This is a genomic window from Luteibacter sp. SVR4-7G (assembly GCF_056755555.1).
In genome coordinates this window covers 36,442-54,089 of record NZ_JBPGXO010000030.1, presented here as the reverse complement: position 1 = coordinate 54,089, position 17,648 = coordinate 36,442, and the positions used below count along the sequence as shown (strand labels likewise).

Annotated in this window: 13 protein-coding genes; 8 read left to right on the top strand and 5 right to left on the bottom strand. The window is 61.2% G+C overall.

The genetic code is table 11. The features are described from left to right. A partial coding sequence (locus ACR9ZH_RS12565) for a hypothetical protein (protein ID WP_481291091.1) occupies positions 1–1,594 on the top strand: 1,594 nt, incomplete at its 5' end. Positions 1,595–1,647: 53 nt separating this feature from the next. After that, a complete protein-coding gene (locus ACR9ZH_RS12560) occupies positions 1,648–2,991 on the top strand; it encodes a phosphohexomutase domain-containing protein (protein ID WP_481291090.1) in 1,344 nt (447 codons plus the stop codon). Between the two features lie 86 nt (positions 2,992–3,077). Here the strand turns inward: ACR9ZH_RS12560 and ACR9ZH_RS12555 are convergent, their stop codons facing one another. The 5 genes from ACR9ZH_RS12555 to rfbB are packed head-to-tail and all read right to left on the bottom strand — an operon-like array spanning position 3,078 to position 7,924. Continuing rightward, positions 3,078–4,508: a mannose-1-phosphate guanylyltransferase/mannose-6-phosphate isomerase gene (locus ACR9ZH_RS12555; RefSeq protein WP_481291089.1), complete on the bottom strand. Its 1,431-nt coding sequence runs from the start codon at positions 4,506–4,508 to the stop codon at positions 3,078–3,080. Continuing rightward, the gene (gene rfbD, locus ACR9ZH_RS12550; RefSeq protein WP_481291088.1) at positions 4,508–5,443 is read right to left on the bottom strand and encodes a dTDP-4-dehydrorhamnose reductase; all 936 of its coding nucleotides are present in this window, start codon (positions 5,441–5,443) and stop codon (positions 4,508–4,510) included. The genes ACR9ZH_RS12555 and rfbD overlap by 1 nt, the downstream gene beginning before the upstream one ends. Next, on the bottom strand, positions 5,440–5,997 hold the full coding sequence (gene rfbC, locus ACR9ZH_RS12545; RefSeq protein ID WP_481291087.1) for a dTDP-4-dehydrorhamnose 3,5-epimerase: 558 nt from the start codon (positions 5,995–5,997) through the stop codon (positions 5,440–5,442). Before rfbC ends, rfbD begins: the two co-directional genes overlap by 4 nt. Further along, the gene (gene rfbA / locus ACR9ZH_RS12540) at positions 5,994–6,878 is read right to left on the bottom strand and encodes a glucose-1-phosphate thymidylyltransferase RfbA (RefSeq protein ID WP_481291086.1); all 885 of its coding nucleotides are present in this window, start codon (positions 6,876–6,878) and stop codon (positions 5,994–5,996) included. Before rfbA ends, rfbC begins: the two co-directional genes overlap by 4 nt. Then, positions 6,875–7,924 carry a dTDP-glucose 4,6-dehydratase gene (gene rfbB / locus ACR9ZH_RS12535; protein ID WP_481291085.1) on the bottom strand — a complete coding sequence of 350 codons (1,050 nt, stop codon included), beginning with the start codon at positions 7,922–7,924 and terminating at the stop codon, positions 6,875–6,877. The genes rfbA and rfbB overlap by 4 nt, the downstream gene beginning before the upstream one ends. Positions 7,925–8,118: 194 nt before the next feature. Between rfbB and ACR9ZH_RS12530 the strand changes: the two genes are divergently transcribed. From ACR9ZH_RS12530 to ACR9ZH_RS12505, 6 genes are read left to right on the top strand one after another with little or no spacing between them, the layout of a single operon-like run. Beyond that, positions 8,119–9,297 carry a trans-sulfuration enzyme family protein gene (locus ACR9ZH_RS12530; RefSeq protein ID WP_481291084.1) on the top strand — a complete coding sequence of 393 codons (1,179 nt, stop codon included), beginning with the start codon at positions 8,119–8,121 and terminating at the stop codon, positions 9,295–9,297. Beyond that, a complete protein-coding gene (locus ACR9ZH_RS12525) occupies positions 9,294–10,139 on the top strand; it encodes an ABC transporter permease (RefSeq protein WP_481291083.1) in 846 nt (281 codons plus the stop codon). Before ACR9ZH_RS12530 ends, ACR9ZH_RS12525 begins: the two co-directional genes overlap by 4 nt. Then, positions 10,129–11,478 (top strand): ABC transporter ATP-binding protein, encoded by a 1,350-nt coding sequence (locus tag ACR9ZH_RS12520; RefSeq protein WP_481291082.1) that lies wholly within the window; start codon positions 10,129–10,131, stop codon positions 11,476–11,478. The genes ACR9ZH_RS12525 and ACR9ZH_RS12520 overlap by 11 nt, the downstream gene beginning before the upstream one ends. Then, positions 11,475–16,199, top strand: a complete 4,725-nt coding sequence (locus ACR9ZH_RS12515; RefSeq protein ID WP_481291081.1) for a glycosyltransferase — start codon at positions 11,475–11,477, stop codon at positions 16,197–16,199. The genes ACR9ZH_RS12520 and ACR9ZH_RS12515 overlap by 4 nt, the downstream gene beginning before the upstream one ends. Continuing rightward, a complete protein-coding gene (locus ACR9ZH_RS12510; protein ID WP_481291080.1) occupies positions 16,196–16,600 on the top strand; it encodes a hypothetical protein in 405 nt (134 codons plus the stop codon). The genes ACR9ZH_RS12515 and ACR9ZH_RS12510 overlap by 4 nt, the downstream gene beginning before the upstream one ends. Further along, a complete protein-coding gene (locus ACR9ZH_RS12505; RefSeq protein ID WP_481291079.1) occupies positions 16,597–17,625 on the top strand; it encodes an acyltransferase family protein in 1,029 nt (342 codons plus the stop codon). The genes ACR9ZH_RS12510 and ACR9ZH_RS12505 overlap by 4 nt, the downstream gene beginning before the upstream one ends. Positions 17,626–17,648 lie beyond the last annotated feature (23 nt).

Below are 17,648 nucleotides of genomic sequence, written 5' to 3'. Positions count from 1 at the left end.
TCATTGGAAGAAAGCGTGGCCGGCACGGCTGGGCTGGGCGGTTCCGTTGTTGGCATTCCTGTGCCTGGTCCTGGCCCATGCCGACCTGCCAGGGATCTACATGGACGCCGCTAACCCCGACTTCCTGGCCGCGCAATGGCTGCATCGCGGGCATAATCCCGGCGCGGGAATCCCCTCGAAGATCTTTCCGATCCTCGGCAGTTTCTACCACGGCATGCAGAACGCCTACCTGGGCCTGCCGTTCTTCGCCATCGCGGGCTTCAGCGTCACCTCATTGCGGCTGGAACAGGCCGTTTTCGGCCTGATCCTGCTCGCCGCGTTCTATCACTTGACCAGGCGTCTCACCCGGTCGCACGGACTGGCCCTGGTTGCGGGGCTGGGGCTGGCGACCGAACTTGCCTTCACCGCGTCCTTCCGCACCCAGTTCTACATCGTGCTGGGAGGCGCCGCCTGGCTCGTCGTCTCCATGCTGTTGGCGCTGCCGGCCGAGGCGGGTTCGCGGATCGTCCACCGTCGGGCATTCTGGTCTGGTGTTTTTTTCGGCCTTGCCAGCTACGGCTACTTCGTCCTCGCCTTCTTTGCGCCGGCGATGGCCATCATCGTTGCCTGCTGGATCCCGCGACGGGATTGGGGACGCTGGGTGGCTGGCGCCGCACTCGGCGTTTCGCCGTTCCTCCTGGGGTTCGTCTCGCTGCTGGCGAAGAAGCACGGTCTTGGTCCGACGCTCGAATTCGTGCGAGGAGGGCTGGGGCAGCTCAAGCCGTTCGACGCAGGTGGTGCCTCGGGAGACAATCTCCGGTACGCGTGGAGCATGGTTGGGCTGGCGACCAGCGACGTCGCCAATGAAGCCATGATCTTCGGTCAGAGCCTTCCTGGCGGGTGGGGCGCCATGAAGATCTGGTGGCTCGTCGTCGCGGTCCTGGGCCTGGTCGCGACCGGCGCCGTCCAGTGGGCAAGGCGCCAGCCAGGCGCGGCAACCAGTCTCCCTGCGTTGATGCCGCTCTCTTTCCTCGCCGTGGCGTTCTTGTTCGGTCACCGGCTCTGGGCGCACCATTTCAGCGTTCTCCTCCCTTTCGTCTACCTGTTGCCCTCGCTTCTGCTGGCGCAGCTCGTCCAGGTACGCCACTCGCCCGCCCGTCGTCTCCGGACAGCTGCGCTCATGGCATTGGCCCTTGCGGTGGTGAGCGGAAACGTCGTCCAGCAGGTTCGCTTCCACGAGTGGCTGGTCAGGACGGGCGGCCGCGGTCACAGCAGCGACGCGCTTACGACGTTGGCCATCGAAGCACGCGGTGCGCCCGGGCACGTCGCTTTTCTGTTTCCCGAGTGGGGGTTCTTTACCTCGTTCGCCTTCCTTACCGGGAATCGCGTGCGTTACAGCGTGGACATCGAACCTCGCACGATCGAACTGCTCAAGAAAGACGGCATTACCGAATTTCGTCTTGTTTACTGGAATGCTGGCGATGAAGGGCGTTATCGCCGCGCCTTGCAGGTCAGCGGCGTATCTTCTATGGAATCGCGCACGTTCCTGTCCCGGGAGGGCCACCCGGCATTCCATTCGCTGCGCGGTGACCTCGGGAATGCGGCCCAGCCTTGAGGGATGGCCCTTGTCCGGTGAGAATGGACTGCTGACTCGCTGGAGCCATTCTCATGAAGTGTTTCAAAGCCTACGACATTCGCGGCCGCGTGCCGGACGAACTGAACGAAGAGATCGCGTACCGACTTGGCCGCGCCTTTGCGCGGACGGTCGGGGAGGGGGTCGTCGCTGTCGGTTACGATATCCGGCATGACAGTCCCGCGCTTGCCGGGGCCACCGTCCGCGGGCTCAACGACGAAGGTCGCGATGTGGTGGACATTGGACTGTGTGGCACGGAAGAAGTCTACTTCCAGACCTTCCACCGGCAACTCGCCGGCGGGATCATGGTGACCGCCAGCCATAACCCCATCGACTACAATGGTATGAAACTGGTGCGCGAGGGCTCGCGGCCGATCAGCGGCGATACGGGTTTGCGCGACATCGAAAAAATGGTTGAGGAGAACGCATTCGGTGAACCGGCGGCTACGCGCGGTGGCGTGGTGCACGATCACGACAAGAGTGCTTACATCCGGCACCTCCTCGGATACATCGATCCGTCGGTACTGCGTCCGCTGAAGGTCGTGGTGAATGCGGGCAATGGCGGAGCGGGGCAGGTTATCGACCTGCTCGAATCCCATCTTCCGTTACAGTTCGTGCGGGTAAACCATGAGCCCGACGGAAGCTTTCCTAACGGTATACCGAATCCTCTCCTGCCCGAAAACCGTTCCGCGACCGCCGAGGCGGTGCGTGCGCACGGTGCCGATTTCGGCATCGCCTGGGATGGCGATTTCGATCGCTGTTTCTTCTTCGACGCGCATGGGGAGTTCATAGAGGGCTATTATGTCGTGGGGCTTTTGGCGGCACAGCTGCTGGAGAAGCATCCGGGCGCAAAAATCATCCACGACCCGCGGCTTACGTGGAACACGATTGCCATGGTGAAAAGCGCGGGGGGCATCGCCATCGAAAGCAAGACGGGCCATGCATTCATCAAGGAGCGCATGCGGGCTGAGGATGCGGTCTACGGCGGCGAAATGAGCGCGCATCACTACTTCCGCGACTTTGCATACTGCGACTCGGGAATGATCCCATGGTTGCTGATCGCCGAACGGGTTTCCCGCACCGGCACGAGCCTCGCAGATATGCTTGCCGAGCGCGTAGCTGCGTACCCCTGCAGCGGGGAGATCAACTTCGTCGTGGATGACGCCAAGTCGTCAGTTGCACGCGTACTTGCATACTATGAGAAGGACGCGCCTTCATTGGAGCGTGTCGACGGCGTCAGCGCCGATTTCGGTTCGTGGCGCTTCAATCTGCGCTCTTCGAACACCGAGCCGTTGCTTCGTCTGAACGTGGAGTCACAGGGCGACATTGCGCTCATGAACGCGAAGACCGACGAGATCGCGCATCTCATCAAAGGCTGACATGTTCAGGAGCCCGTTGCTCCTGGCTAAAGCCGGGCGGCCGGCCCGGCAGGAACCTCCGCCGAGGCTCCTGCCGGGCGACGGCTCTATCCCACAGTTCCAGCGCGTCCGTAGACATCGTCGAATCTGACGATGTCGTCCTCACCGAGATAGCTGCCCGACTGGACTTCGATCAGCTCGACGGGCACCTTGCCTGGGTTGCGTAGACGATGCCTGCTCCCCAGCGGCAGGTAGGTACTCTGGTTTTCGGCCAGCAGGAACACCTTGTCGTCGCATGTCACTTCGGCGACGCCCTTGACCACGATCCAGTGTTCAGCCCGGTGATGGTGCATCTGCAAGCTGAGGGCCGCGCCTGGCTTGACCACGATGCGCTTCACCTGGAACCGGTCGCCACTCTCGAGGGAGTCGTACATGCCCCACGGCCGGCGAACGACACGGTGGAGATCGTGTTCGGTGCGTCCGGCGGACTTCAATTCCTCCACGACCCGCTTCACTTCCTGGGAGGCATCGCGCCTTGCGACCAGCGTGGCGTCGGGCGTCGTGACGATGACGACGTCGTCGAGTCCCACCGTCGCCACGAGGTGCCTGTCGTGCGAGCGGATCAGCGAGCCGCGCGTGTCGATGGCAATCACATCGCCTTCCTTGTGATTGCCGTCGGCATCCTTGCTGGCCGCCATCCAGAGGGCGTCCCAGGACCCGATGTCACTCCAGTCGCAGCTCACTGGGACAACGGCGGCCCGGGCGGTCTTCTCCATGACCGCATAGTCGATGGAATTGCTGGGAGAGGCGGCGAACGCATCGGGGGCCAGCCGGACGAAGTCCAAGTCAACGTTGGCGCGCTCGTACGCATTGCGGGCGGCCTCCATCATCGCCGGGGCGTGCTGAGCAAGTTCCTCGAGATATCTGGATGCCCGGAAAAGGAACATGCCGGAGTTCCAATCGTACTTGCCGCTTGCCACGTAGCCTTCCGCGATATCCAGGGGTGGCTTTTCAACAAACTGGTCGACGCGGTAACCCTGCTGGCCGATGGCTTCTCCCCGATGGATGTAGCCGAAACCTGTTTCCGGACGGTTCGGGCGGATACCGAAGGTTGCCAACCAACCCTGTTCGGCAAGCGGTCGCGCCTTGGCCACGGCTTCCGAAAAAGACGCGTCATCGCCGATCAAGTGATCGGCAGGCAAGACGAGGATGAGGGCGTCCGGCGCCTTCTCGATCGCTCTGAGGGCGCCTACGGCGATCGCTGGCGCGGTATTTCTCGCCACAGGCTCCAGCAAAATGCTGGCGCCCTCGACGCCCAGTTCCTGCAACTGCTCAGCGGCGAGGAAGCGATGGTCATCGCTGGCAACCACGATGGGGGCGCCAGTGTCGGGCAGCTTCGCGACGCGGCGGACGGTCTGCTGGAACAACGTTTCGTTGCCGGTGAGCGTGAGGAACTGCTTGGGCAGGTTGCGGCGGGAAACCGGCCACAAGCGCGTACCACTGCCGCCGCTGAGGATGAGGGGAATGAGCATGGCCATTATTCCGCGTGTTCCGATAGGGTGGTCAATACGTCGTCTACGCCGGATTGCCACGCCGGGATATCGAAATGGAACGACTGGGCGAAGCGGTCGGTGGCGAGTACGGAATATTCCGGGCGCCGGGCTGGCGTTGGAAAGTCCGCCGTGGCAATAGGCGTGATCTTGGGCAGGCGGGGCAGCAGTCTCCGGGCAACGGCTCCTCGCAGCAGATATTCCGCGAAACCGTGCCACGTCGTCTCGCCGCCAGCCGTTAGATGATACGTACCCGGCAGTTGCTGGCGCTCGGCGGGCCCGCCGGCGCTCCAGGCATCGATGGCGGCAAGCGTGCCGGCAACGATGAGTGCGGTGCTCGTCGGGGTGCCGCGCTGATCGGCGACGACACGTAATTCGTCTCGTTCTGCGCCAAGTCTCAACATGGTGCGGAGGAAATTGTGGCCTACCGGGGAGTACACCCAGGCGGTACGGAAGATGAAGTGGAGCGCGCCAGTCGCGCGCAATGCGATCTCGCCCGCCAGCTTGCTGCGGCCATAGGCACCGGCCGGAGAGGTCGGGGCGCTCTCTGGGTACGGTGTATTGGCCGTACCGTCGAAGACGTAGTCGGTCGAATAGTGCACGATCAATGCCCCATGTCTTACCGCCCAGCTTCCCAGCGAGGCGACCGCATCGGCGTTCACCCGCTCAGCTGTTGCCGCGTCCTCCTCGGCCTTGTCGACGGCCGTGTAGGCGGCGGCATTGATGATGACGTCGGGTCTCTCGGCATCGAGCAGCACTGCAAGAGCTTCAGGACGGGCCAGGTCGGTGGCGACGCATGGGCTGCCGTCGGCCAGTTGGCCGTCGCGGCTGACCGCGACGACGGCGCCACGGCGCGCCAGACCGCCTTCCATGAGGAAGGTCTGGCCGAGTTGCCCCGTTGCGCCCAGGAGCAGGAATCTCACGAGCGGTACTCCGGCAGGCGTTCGGGAGCAACCTCTGCCAGGATCGGGGCTTTCTTGTCCTTTTCCGACAGCACCGGGTCGATTACCGGCCAGTCGATGGCGAGGGCGGGGTCGTTCCAGGCTATGCCTGCATCCGCGGCCGCGTCGTACAGTTCGGTGCACTGGTAGGAGAAGGTAGCGTAGTCAGAGACGACGCAAAAACCGTGTGCGAATCCTTCGGGGATCCAGAAATGCCGATGGTTCTCGGCGGTCAGCATGGCGGCCGCCCATTGTCCGAAGGTGGGCGAGCCGCGGCGGATATCCACGGCAACATCGTACACTTCGCCCTCCAGCACGCTGACGAGCTTGCCTTGCGGTCGCGGCCATTGGTAGTGCAACCCGCGCAGCACGCCGCGGGACGAACGGGACACATTCGATTGCACGAATCGACGGTCGATACCGTGCTCGCGGAAGTCCTTTTCGTTGTAACTCTCGTAGAAGAATCCGCGCGAGTCGCCGAAGATCTTAGGTTCGATCACATATACGCCAGGAAGGGGCGTCTGGATGCACTTCATTTAACGAGACCGTGTCCGACCAGGTTCTGGAGGTATTCGCCATACCCCGTCTTCGCCAGAGGTTTCGCCAGGGCGAGCACCTGCTCGGCACCGATCCACTGGTTATAGAAAGCGATTTCCTCCGGGCAACAGACCTTGAGGCCCTGCCGGTTTTCGATCGTTTCGATATAGTTGCCTGCTTCCATGAGCGACGCGTGGGTGCCCGTGTCCAGCCACGCGAAGCCGCGGCCGAGTTGCTCCAGCATCAACGAGCCGTCGTCCAGGTAGCACCGGTTGAGATCGGTGATCTCCAGTTCGCCACGAGGCGACGGCTTGAGTCCGGCGGCGAAATCGCAGGCACGGCCATCGTAGAAATACAGCCCGGTGACCGCATAGTTTGACTTGGGCCTGGCCGGCTTTTCCTCGAGTCCGATGACGCGCCCTTGGCCGTCAAATTCGGCTACGCCGTAGCGCTCCGGGTCACGCACCCAATACCCGAAGACCGTGGCGCCTTCCGGCCGGCTCGCGGCCCGTTGCAGACGCTCGGTCAGGCCTTCGCCATAGAAGATGTTGTCGCCGAGAACAAGGCAGCTGGGCTGCCCCGCTATGAATTCCCGGCCGATCAGAAAGGCCTGGGCCAGCCCGTCGGGAGATGGTTGAACGGCATAGGAGATGTCGATACCCCACTGCGAGCCGTCACCGAGCAGACGCTGGAAGAGGGCCTGCTCATGTGGGGTATTGATGATCAGGACGTCGCGGATCCCCGCGAGCATGAGGGTCGCCAGCGGGTAGTAGATCATCGGCTTGTCGTACACAGGCAGCAGCTGCTTGCTGACGGCCTGGGTAATCGGATAGAGCCGCGTGCCGGAGCCGCCGGCGAGGATGATGCCCTTCGTGGTCATACGCCCAGACGCTCCATGCGATAGCTGCCGTCCAGGATCGAGGTGACCCATGGCTGGTTGTCGAGGTACCAGTTCACCGTCGCCTCGATGCCGGATTCGAAGGTTTCGGTCGGAGACCAGCCCAGTTCGTTCTTGAGTTTGCTGGCGTCGATCGCGTACCGCCGATCATGTCCCGGGCGGTCGCGCACGAACGTGATCAAGGATTCGCGAAGCTGGCCGTTGGCAAGGGGTTGGCGCTGATCGAGGATGCGGCAGATCGTCTTGACGACGTGAATGTTTTCCTGCTCTGCGTTGCCGCCGACGTTATAGGTTTCGCCCACCCGGCCACGGTCGAGGACGCGGCGGATGGCCGAGCAGTGGTCGAGTACGAACAGCCAGTCGCGGACGTTCTTGCCGTCGCCATAGACAGGAAGGGACTCGCCCTTCAGCGCTTTCTGGATGGTCAGCGGGATGAGCTTCTCGGGAAACTGGAACGGCCCGTAATTGTTCGAACAGTTCGTGGTCAGGACTGGCAGTCCGTAAGTATGGTGGAAGGCGCGGACCAGATGATCCGACGCGGCCTTGCTGGCGGAGTAGGGAGAATTCGGCGCATAGGGAGTCGTCTCGGTGAATTTCCCTTCCGCTCCCAGCGATCCGTAGACCTCGTCGGTGGAGACATGCAGGAAGCGGAATGCGTCTCTCGCCGCGCCCTCCAGCGACCGCCAGAAGTCACGCGCTTCCTCAAGGAGCCCCAGCGTGCCGACGACGTTGGTCTCGACGAACGCGGCGGGCCCGTCGATGGACCGGTCGACGTGCGATTCCGCGGCGAAGTTCACGATGGCATCGGGCCGGTGCTCGGCGAGAAGCCGCCGAATCAGCTCGCGGTCGCCGATATCCCCCTGGACGAACACGTGCCGGCCGTTACCTTCGATCGACGAAAGCGTGCCGAGATTGCCGGCATAGGTGAGTTTGTCGAGATTCACCACCCGTAATCCGTCGGCGATGGCCTGGAGTACGAAATTGGCACCGATAAAGCCGGCACCGCCCGTCACCAACAGTGTTTTCATAGAACCTCTGGTCATCCATATTGTGCGCCGCGGCCGATGAGAACCGCCGTCAGCCGCGTTTCCGAAGCTCAGGTAAGTACAGCCTGCCCCCGAGGTCTCGTAGTCCGCAGCGTATAGGGCGCCAAGTGTAATATGTACCGCTGTTTGCAAGGAGGCGCGTTTGAATGGCTCATGAATCCGAGAGATAAAGTCCAGTGAAGACAAAAGCTTACGCAAAGAACGCTCGTTCCGCACACGGACTTGGCACCCGCGCGATCCATGCGGGCCAGACCCCGGATCCTTCGACCGGGGCAATCATGACGCCAATCTACGCAACGTCGACATACGTCCAGGCAAGCCCAGGTAAACACCAGGGGTTCGAATATTCGCGGACGCAGAATCCGACCCGCATGGCTTACGAGGCCTGCGTGGCGTCCCTGGAAGGCGGCGTGGCCGGATTTGCATTCGCGTCGGGCCTGGCGGCGGCGTCCACGACTCTCGAATTGCTTGACGCGGGCAGCCACGTGATCGCCATGAATGATCTATACGGCGGCACGTATCGATTGTTCGAGCGGGTCCGCCGACGGACTGCCGGACTCGAGTTCGACTTCATCGACCTCAACGATCCCGCAGCCCTGAAGGCCGCGCTCAAGCCGAACACAAGGATGATCTGGGCAGAGACCCCGACCAATCCCATGCTCCAGCTCGTCGACCTGGCCAAAGTATCTGCCTTTGCGAAAAAGCACCGGCTGATCCTGGTCGTGGACAACACGTTCTGCTCTCCCATGCTGCAGCGCCCCATCGAATATGGGGCGGACCTGGTACTTCATTCGGCAACGAAGTATCTCAATGGCCACTCCGACATCGTTGGTGGGGTGGTCGTGGCGGCGAACGAGGCCCTGGCCGAACAGATGGGTTTCCTGCAGAACTCGATCGGTGCGGTTGCCGGCCCGTTCGACGCCTTCCTCGCGATGCGAGGACTGAAGACCCTGCACCTGAGGATGCGCCAGCATTGCGAAAGCGCCCTGGCGCTGGCGACGTGGCTGGAGAAGCACAAGGCGGTCGAGCGGGTGATCTACCCTGGACTGCGGAGCCATCCCCAACATGCGTTGGCGCGAAAGCAGATGGATGGTTTTGGCGGCATCATTTCAGTTGAAGTCAAGGGTGGCAAGACGCGGGCGAGACGGATGTTGGAGCGGTGCGAGTTGTTCGCGCTCGCCGAATCCCTCGGCGGCGTCGAAAGTCTCATTGAGCATCCGGGCATCATGACCCATGCCTCGATCCCCCCGGCGACGAGGAAGAAGCTGGGCATTTCGGACGGCCTGATCCGGCTGTCGGTCGGCGTGGAAGACGTCGCGGACCTGCGCGACGAACTCGAGTCTGTCCTGGCATGACGGGTATTCCAGTCAGGGCGGCTGCGCTGCGCACCCCCCTGCACCCGCTTGGGCCGTACGTTTCATTAGGCCGGCATGCCCGGCTAATCTGGGAATTGTGCCGACGTGACGTGTCGGGCCGCTATCGGGGCTCAATGGGTGGCATGTTCTGGGCGTTCCTCAACCCTTTGCTCATGCTGGCGATTTACTCGTTCGTCTTCGGCTATATCTTCAAGTCGCGCTGGACGGCGGCCGAGTCGGGCCATGTGAACTTCGCGATCATCTTGTTCATCGGCCTCATCATCAGCAACTTCTTCTCCGAGTGCCTGAACCGTGCGCCCGTACTTGTCACGGCCAATCCGAATTACGTGAAGAAGGTAATTTTCCCGCTGGAAACGCTATCCTGGGTGACCGTGGGAACCGGCCTCTTCCACGCACTGATCAGTACGGCCGTCCTGGTCGTGGCCCTGTTCGCCACCGGCACGTCCGTGGCACCGACCGCTGTGCTCTTCCCCGTGTTGCTGCTGGTCTTCCTTCCGATGGTGGCAGGCGTTACGTGGCTGTTTTCGGCGCTCGGAGTGTACTTCCGCGACACACAGCAGATCATGCAGGTCCTCACCACCTCCCTGGTCTTCCTTGCCCCGATCTTCTATCCACGAAGCAGCCTTCCTGAAGAGTATCGCTGGCTGCTGTCGTTGAACCCGCTTACGTATGTGGTGGAAGCATCGCGTGGCCTGATCCTCTGGGGACAGCTCCCGGATATAGCGTCGTCGATGGCCTACATGGTCGCTTCGTTGCTCGTTGCATGGTTCGGCTGGCTGGTTTTCAACGCCACGCGCAAAGGATTCGCCGATGTCATCTGACGACGTTGTCATCGACGTCCGCGCCGTCAGCAAGCGCTATGAAATCTACGCAAAGCCCTCCGATCGGCTGAAGCAGATGCTGGCGTCCGGGCTTCGTCGCGTGGTTCCGGGGAACGAGGTGCGATTCTTCCGTGAATTCTGGGCGCTGCACGGGGTATCACTGCATGTGCGTCGCGGCGAATGTGTTGCGCTTATTGGCAGGAACGGCTCTGGCAAGTCGACGCTGCTGCAGATCATCGCGGGCACCGTGTCCCCCACGGAGGGGGAGGTCGCAGTGGACGGGCGGGTCGCTGCGCTTCTGGAGCTCGGCTCGGGGTTCAACCCCGAGTTCACCGGTATCGAGAACGTTTACCTCAATGCGTCCTTGCTGGGCCTGTCGCGCGACGACGTTGACGCCCGCCTTGACGACATCCTGGCCTTCGCCGACATTGGTGATTTTGTGCACCAGCCGGTCAAGACCTACTCCAGTGGCATGACGGTCCGGCTCGCGTTTGCCGTGCAGGCGCAGATAGATCCCGACGTGCTCATCGTTGATGAGGCGCTTGCCGTCGGAGATGCCCGATTCCAGGCGAAGTGCTTCGCACGCCTCAAGACGCTGCGCGACCGGGGAACGTCGATCCTCCTCGTCACGCATTCCACCGAGCAGGTGGTGACACACTGCGATCGCGCCATTCTAATCGACCAAGGCCAAAAGGTAGACGACGGTGAGCCACGGCCAGTGGTCAACCGGTACCTCGATCTGCTTTACGGCCGGCAGCGCATGGCGCCGATCGCCCACGACGGCGAACACGCGGGAGATGCCCCCGTCAACGACCAGCTTGGGCGCTTCGACCCGATCTTCGGCGAGCGCCACGAGCCAATGTTCGAAAGCCGCCCCGCCTATAATCGGTATGAACATCGCTGGGGGGACGGTGCTGCAGAGATCATGGACTTCGTCTACTTCTCGGGGGATGAACCATTCCCCGCCGTGATCCGGTCAGGTGGAGAACTGGCGCTGTATGTCCGCTACCGCTTCAAGACGGACATCGTCAGGCCCATTCTCGGTATCACGCTCAAGACCAAGGAAGGTCTGACCGTCTACGGAACGAATACGGAGATGGCCGTCATGGAGGAGGCATTTCCGCCCGGTGAAGCAGGACGGTCGGGCATCGCTATATGCCAGTTTCGCCTGAAGTGTGCGCCAGGGGATTATTTCATTTCTGTCGGCATCGCCAGCCGCGACGGCACCGGCGAGGCGGTGCCGCACGACCGCCGTTACGATTCGATACACCTCTGCGTGGAGCCTGACGCTCCGTTCGTCGGTCTCGCAGATCTGGGGGCCAGGTTGGAATTCCTATGAGCAAACCATCAGATTCAGCAGCCTCGCTCGCCGCCTATCGATACGATGGGCAATCCTTGTGCTGGCTGCGCAAGGATGCCGTACACGAATGGGCGTATTCCGATGGCGAAGCCGTCGAGGAAAACCTCTACCGCCTGGTGGCCGCGTGTTCCGATCGATCCGTGCTGTCCGCCGAGTTGGCGGACAAGATCACCGATTGGCCTACTCGCTATTATTTCAGTTCGCGCCGCGCGAACCTGCTTCGTCCACTCGAAGAGATGTTGCGCGGCGATGTGCTGGAGATCGGCGCAGGGTGCGGAGCCATCACGCGCTACCTTGGCGAGGCCGCGCGATCGGTCACCGCGATCGAACCGTCTCCCCGCCGCGCCCGCGTGGCGGCCAAGCGTTGTGAGGACCTTCCCGGCGTCAATGTCGTAGTCGACAACCTCGAGGCCTTCGAAACCTCGGCTACGTTCGACGTCGTCACGCTCATCGGCGTGCTGGAATACGCCGAACGTTTCGCGAAGAGACCGGACGCGGCGGCCCATTGGCTCCAGTGCGCAAGGCGTTTCCTGAAGCCGGGAGGTGTACTGTTGGTGGCGATCGAGAACCAGCTTGGCCTGAAGTACTTCGCCGGCGCACCCGAAGACCACCTAGGCCGCCCGATGCTCGGTGTGGCCGATCTGTACGGTGCAAGTGGCGCCCGGACGTACGGCCGGGCCGCGCTGGAAGCGATGGTGCTCGATGCAGGCTTCACCTCGGCGGCATTCGCGCTGCCGTTCCCCGACTACAAGCTGCCGACCTCGGTACTGCTCGCGCGCGGCGACGACGCCATGCCCGGGTTTGACGGAGGCGCCGCATTGGCCGCCGCCGCCATGACGAAGGATCCGCAACTCGGCCGGCCACCGCTTTTCGCAATCGATCGAACTTGGCATGTGGCGGCGGACAATAACCTGCTGGTAGATGTCAGTAACTCGTTTCTCGTGGTTGCGCACACCACAGCTGACGCGGTGCCTTTCGGCCGTGCGAACACGAACGTTTCGGCCTATCACTTTTCGACGGAACGAGCACCGTTTTTTGCCAAACAGGCGACTTTCGAACACGGAGAGGGCGGCGCGTGGGTGCGCCGTAGGTTTCTGATGGAAGCCCCCTCGCGCAGGAATGCCGGGTTCGAGTGCCGTCCTGGCGATGAGGCTTATGTGCACGGCCGCCCCATAACGACCGACCTTCACGAACTGCTGTTGCAGGATGGATGGCGGATCGAGGATGTCGGTAGCTGGACACGGCGTTGGCTCGATGCCGTGGCCATGCATCTCGGCATGGATCTCGAGATCCTGCGACGTTCTTCCTATAATGCAGAGCTGGTGTTGCCTGGCGATGCGGTGGACCTCGTTCCACACAATCTTGTGCAGGACGCTGGCGGAGATCCCCGCTTCATTGACCTCGAATGGCGAGCAGATCATGGGCTGCCCTTGGGATATATAGCGTTTCGCGGCTTGCTTGAAGTCGTGGGCGGCTGTGTCTCCGTTGCCCGCCCCTACGACGAACGTCATGCGGAGGTGCCTCAGTTCATCGCCGGCGCCATGCGGGAATGCGGCACGGAACTTCTGCTGCTTGATACTGATATCGAGCGGTATCTCGCGATGGAGCAACAGTTCCAGTTTGCCGTGTCTAACCGTGTACCGGAGTTGTCGCTTGATACGTTTCGTGCCGCGCGCCTTCCCGTCTCCGTTGCGAGCCAGTCAGAAGGACCGTTGTCGCCGACCCGATCGGAATCCCGGGAACTGTCGTATCATCTGGAAAACCTGCGGCAGCACCACGATGACCTCCTGGCGGAACACGGCAAGGTAGCGGACTGGGCGCGCGACCTGGATCGTGAACTTAATGAGCTGCGGTCACGCTATGCAGAGCTCGTTCGCGACCACGAGGAAGTGGCAGGTTGGGCGAAGGGGCTCGATGAACTCGTCCAGGTCGCAACCGAGCGACTGGATGCGCTGGTTCAGCTTGCCGAGGACGACGGCGACGTCCAGTCCGCCATGCTCGGCGCCTATCTGGTCGAGCTCACCCATCTCCGTCGGAACTATGGACTCGCGAAGCGACGTGCGGATCGTCTGGCAGCCGACCTGGCCGTACTCGAGCAGACCGTCAGCTCGGATTCGGCACGGACCGGCGAACTGCACGACCAGATCGGATCCGCCGAGACCCGTATTCGGGAACTGTCGGAGTCCAATGAAGCCCTTCAGCTAGAGCTTGACCGGATCCGGGAGCGAGCGCACGGGCTCGAGCAGGAACTCCGGCGCCTGCGCCGGACCCTTGATAGTGTGCCCCCCGGCGACAGGCAAACTCCCCAGCAGTCTGCCTCGAACGACATCGACATGCAGGCACTGCGCTCTTTGCAAGCGGAACTATCCGCAGCTATCGCTGAGCGTGACGCGTCACGGTTGCGAGAGACGCGGGCCGCGGAAGACCTTCAAGTGGCGCTCGGTCGCCTTGGTGATATCGAGCGTCAGCTCGCCGCCACTCGAAGCGAGTTCGATCAGGTTGTGCGGTCGCAATCCTGGCGCCTGACCCGTCCACTGCGTTTCGGTATGAGAATCGTGCGGCGCGATTGGGCCAGTGTGGTGGTTTCACTCCGGGGAAGGCCGTGGATTCGATCGCGCGCCCTTGGATTCATCCGAGGTCCGGCGAAGCGCTTCCTCATGCGCCGTTCGGGAAGCATTGCGCCGCCGCCGGATCTCATAAGTGCGGCGGACGTCGATCCGCGCCAACTCCTCGAGGGTGTATCCTTCGCGCGGGTCGAAGAGCCGGTGGTAAGCATTATCATCCCGGCGTATGGACGCCTGGATCACACGGGCGCGTGCGTTAGATCCATCCACATGCATCTACCCTCGGTGCCGGTCGAAGTCATCGTTGCGGAGGACGCTTCGGGTGATCCGGAGATTGGGCATTTGGCCAAAGTACCCGGACTGCGTTACTACGAGAATCCCGCCAATTTGGGATTCCTGCGCTCGTGTAACCACGCAGCGAAGCAGGCGAAGGGCCGGTACGTTTACTTCCTAAATAACGACACCCAGGTGACGGCCGGATGGCTGGATGCGCTGGTCGAGACGGCAGTTCGCTGGCCGAAATGCGGGTTGGTCGGCTCTAAATTGGTGTATCCGGATGGACGTCAGCAGGAGGCTGGTGGGATTGTCTGGAAGGATGCCAGTGCGTGGAACTACGGGCGTCTGGATGACCCGTCCCGCAGCGTCTACAACTACACGCGCGAAACCGACTACATCTCGGGAGCATCCATCATGATCGAACGAGAATTGTTCGAGTCTTTTGGCGGATTCGACGAGTTGTATCTTCCCGCTTACTTCGAGGATACGGACCTCGCCTTCAAAGTGCGCGCGGCCGGATTGAAGGTCGTATATGAGCCGAAGTCGGTCGTCGTCCATTTCGAAGGCGTCTCTCATGGCACCGATACGTCGACAGGCATAAAAGCCTACCAGGTCGAGAACCAGAAGAAGTTCCGAGAGCGTTGGAAACACGTACTGGAGCGCGACCATCTGGTCAATGCAGACCGGCCATTCCTAGCTCGCGACCGGAGCCAGCTGAGGAGGGTTGTCCTTGTTATCGATCACTACATTCCGCAGCCCGACCGGGACGCCGGTTCGCGAGCAATGTTTCAGCTGGTTATGTTGTTAGCCGCTCACGGCTATTCAGTCAAGTTCTGGCCTGAGAATCTATGGTACGACTCAGCTTATGCACGTCCTATGCAGGACGCGGGTATCGAAGTCATCTACGGGAGCGAGTACCTCGGCCAGTTCGAGCAGTGGATGGAGGAACATGGAGGCAGCTTGGATGCTGTTATTTTGAGCCGCCCACATGTCAGCGTAAACTTCATCGACATTGTCGCGGCTCGTAGTCGGGCGAAGCGATTGTATTACGGGCACGACATTCATCACCTGAGGCTTGCCGAGCAGGCCAACGTGCAGCCGGATGTTGAGATTCAGAAGGAAGTGGACCGTTTCCGGACCATGGAGGAGACCCTCTGGACAAAGATGGACGCCATTTACTATCCGTCCGATCTGGAATCTGCACACGTTCGTGGATGGGCGGCAGCAAATGGCGTTGCCCCTGCCATCAGGACGGTCCCATTGAATGCCTATGATGACGTTGTCGAGAGTGCTCAAGATGCGCTAGGGGCGCGCCGCGGTATCCTGTTTGTCGGGGGATTTGGTCATCCTCCGAACGTGGATGGCGCGATCTGGTTCGTCCGCGAAGTCCTTCCACTAATCCGGACGCACTATCCGGATATCCAGCTTGTGCTCGCAGGCTCGAATCCGACCGACGAGGTAAAGGCGCTTTCCGGTGATGGCATACGAGTAACCGGTTTTGTGCCTGATGACGAGTTGGGCGCTATGTATCGTCACGCCCGCGTAGCGGTCGCACCCCTGCGCTTTGGCGGCGGCGTGAAAGGGAAGGTCATCGAAGCAATGCGTTACGGCTTGCCCCTGGTGACCACGCCAACTGGGTTGCAAGGACTCGGTCTCGCCGCGGATTTCATCTTTGCCGACACAGCGGCGGACAAGTTTGCGGAACACGTGTTGCAACTACTTGCTAACGATGACGAGTGGTTGCGTCGTTCGCGCGCAGCTCAGGAGTTTGTTCTCGAGCACTTTTCCTCGGACGCTGTGTTCCGCGTGCTCTCACAGGATCTCCCGGTTTCCATCGAAGAGAAGGACATCTCACAATGATGCGTAAAGGGCTAGTTGGATTGATGGCGACGTTCCTACTTGCGGGATGCGGACGCACGATGTGCGAGCTTCCCGATGTAAATTCATCTGATGTGGGTATCGGATTCCACATAGAGGACTATGGCCCAAAGCACGTGCAAGCGGGAGCAAATTTCAACGCGCAGCCGGATGGAAGTTCAGCGGCTTGGTTCAGGCTCGATCAGGACGTTAGCGGCTCCGAAATAAAAGTGCATTTCGGTGAGGACGTCGTATCGGGCAACATCACGCATAACCTGGTGACCGCGAAGGTTCCTGCGGAGGCTCACGCCCGTCCTGGAAGCCTACGGGTCATGATCGAAAGACGGGATGGTCTGGATGTAACCAAGAGTAATTCAGTCGTCATCACGTTGGAAAAGCCATGAAAAACTCGACACAGGGGAGCACCTTGCTGCTTGGAGTGGGGAGTTGGCGCATGCTGCTCGCTGGACTGGTGGCTGCCTCACACTTATGGGTCGGGATGGTGCAGGGGTATGCGGCTTACGCCGTCTGGGCGTTCTTTGTGCTTAGTGGGTATCTCATGACTTTTGTCATCAAGCACAAGTATGGCTTTGAGCCGAAGGGCCTTCGCGACTTCGCCTTCAACCGATTCTTGCGCATTTATCCCTCCTACTTTCTCGCCCTATTGGCGGGTATCTTGGTCGTCCAGTGGGCAGCGAGCGTCTGTGTCGATACCACGCAACTCAATCCAGAGATGTACATGCCAAGGGGTTCGGGCTGGGTCAACCCACTGACCCTCCTGCCTGTGTTTCCGCACAATGGTCTGCCCGTCGCAGTGTCTAACGCACTCTCGGTTGAGATAGGGGCGTATTTCCTGATGCCATTAATGGCGCGTTCGCGAGCAACGGCATGGCTCGCAGTGATCCTGTCGGTTATAGCGACCTACGACATGGGGTTCTCGAGCGCAACGTTCGCAGCGCGATACGTATTTTTCCTACCATGCCTGATGAGCTTTGCGGTGGGTAGTTTGATCTGCCATTACCGGGAACAGTTGTTGCGTTTTGCTATGCCACGCGTCAGCTTCCTCGTTTGGATGATCCACGGGGGGTTATGGCTCGTCGTGGACCCTTGGCCGTGGACGTATGGCATGTACGCCTCGCTCATTCTTTCCGCGTGGGTAACCATTTCCCTCACGGCGTACAAATCGAGTAAGGTCGATACTTTGCTAGGAGACATGTCCTATCCCCTCTATCTTATCCACACTACTGTGGGTGCATGTTTCCTTGTTGTCTTCGGATACGGCCGCGGCTTCAAGTATTTTATTATCGTTTTTATTGTGACGCTGGTCGTGTCGCTACTGATGGCTCTTTTCGTGGAACGCCCTCTGCATCGCCTGAAACGTTCCGCTCGGGTGCACGACAAAGAAACGTCGCTGGCGCAACAGCAATAAGCGAGCCTTCGGCGATGCGCCGA

Excerpts from the sequence above, each read along its gene's own strand:
- ACR9ZH_RS12560 (WP_481291090.1), top strand. The coding sequence starts at position 1,648 with ATGAAGTGTTTCAAAGCCTACGACATTCGCGGCCGCGTGCCGGACGAA.
- ACR9ZH_RS12555 (WP_481291089.1), bottom strand. The coding sequence starts at position 4,508 with ATGGCCATGCTCATTCCCCTCATCCTCAGCGGCGGCAGTGGTACGCGC.
- rfbC (WP_481291087.1), bottom strand. The coding sequence starts at position 5,997 with ATGAAGTGCATCCAGACGCCCCTTCCTGGCGTATATGTGATCGAACCT.
- rfbA (WP_481291086.1), bottom strand. The coding sequence starts at position 6,878 with ATGACCACGAAGGGCATCATCCTCGCCGGCGGCTCCGGCACGCGGCTC.
- rfbB (WP_481291085.1), bottom strand. The coding sequence starts at position 7,924 with ATGAAAACACTGTTGGTGACGGGCGGTGCCGGCTTTATCGGTGCCAAT.
- ACR9ZH_RS12525 (WP_481291083.1), top strand. The coding sequence starts at position 9,294 with ATGACGGGTATTCCAGTCAGGGCGGCTGCGCTGCGCACCCCCCTGCAC.
- ACR9ZH_RS12520 (WP_481291082.1), top strand. The coding sequence starts at position 10,129 with ATGTCATCTGACGACGTTGTCATCGACGTCCGCGCCGTCAGCAAGCGC.
- ACR9ZH_RS12515 (WP_481291081.1), top strand. The coding sequence starts at position 11,475 with ATGAGCAAACCATCAGATTCAGCAGCCTCGCTCGCCGCCTATCGATAC.
- ACR9ZH_RS12510 (WP_481291080.1), top strand. The coding sequence starts at position 16,196 with ATGATGCGTAAAGGGCTAGTTGGATTGATGGCGACGTTCCTACTTGCG.
- ACR9ZH_RS12505 (WP_481291079.1), top strand. The coding sequence starts at position 16,597 with ATGAAAAACTCGACACAGGGGAGCACCTTGCTGCTTGGAGTGGGGAGT.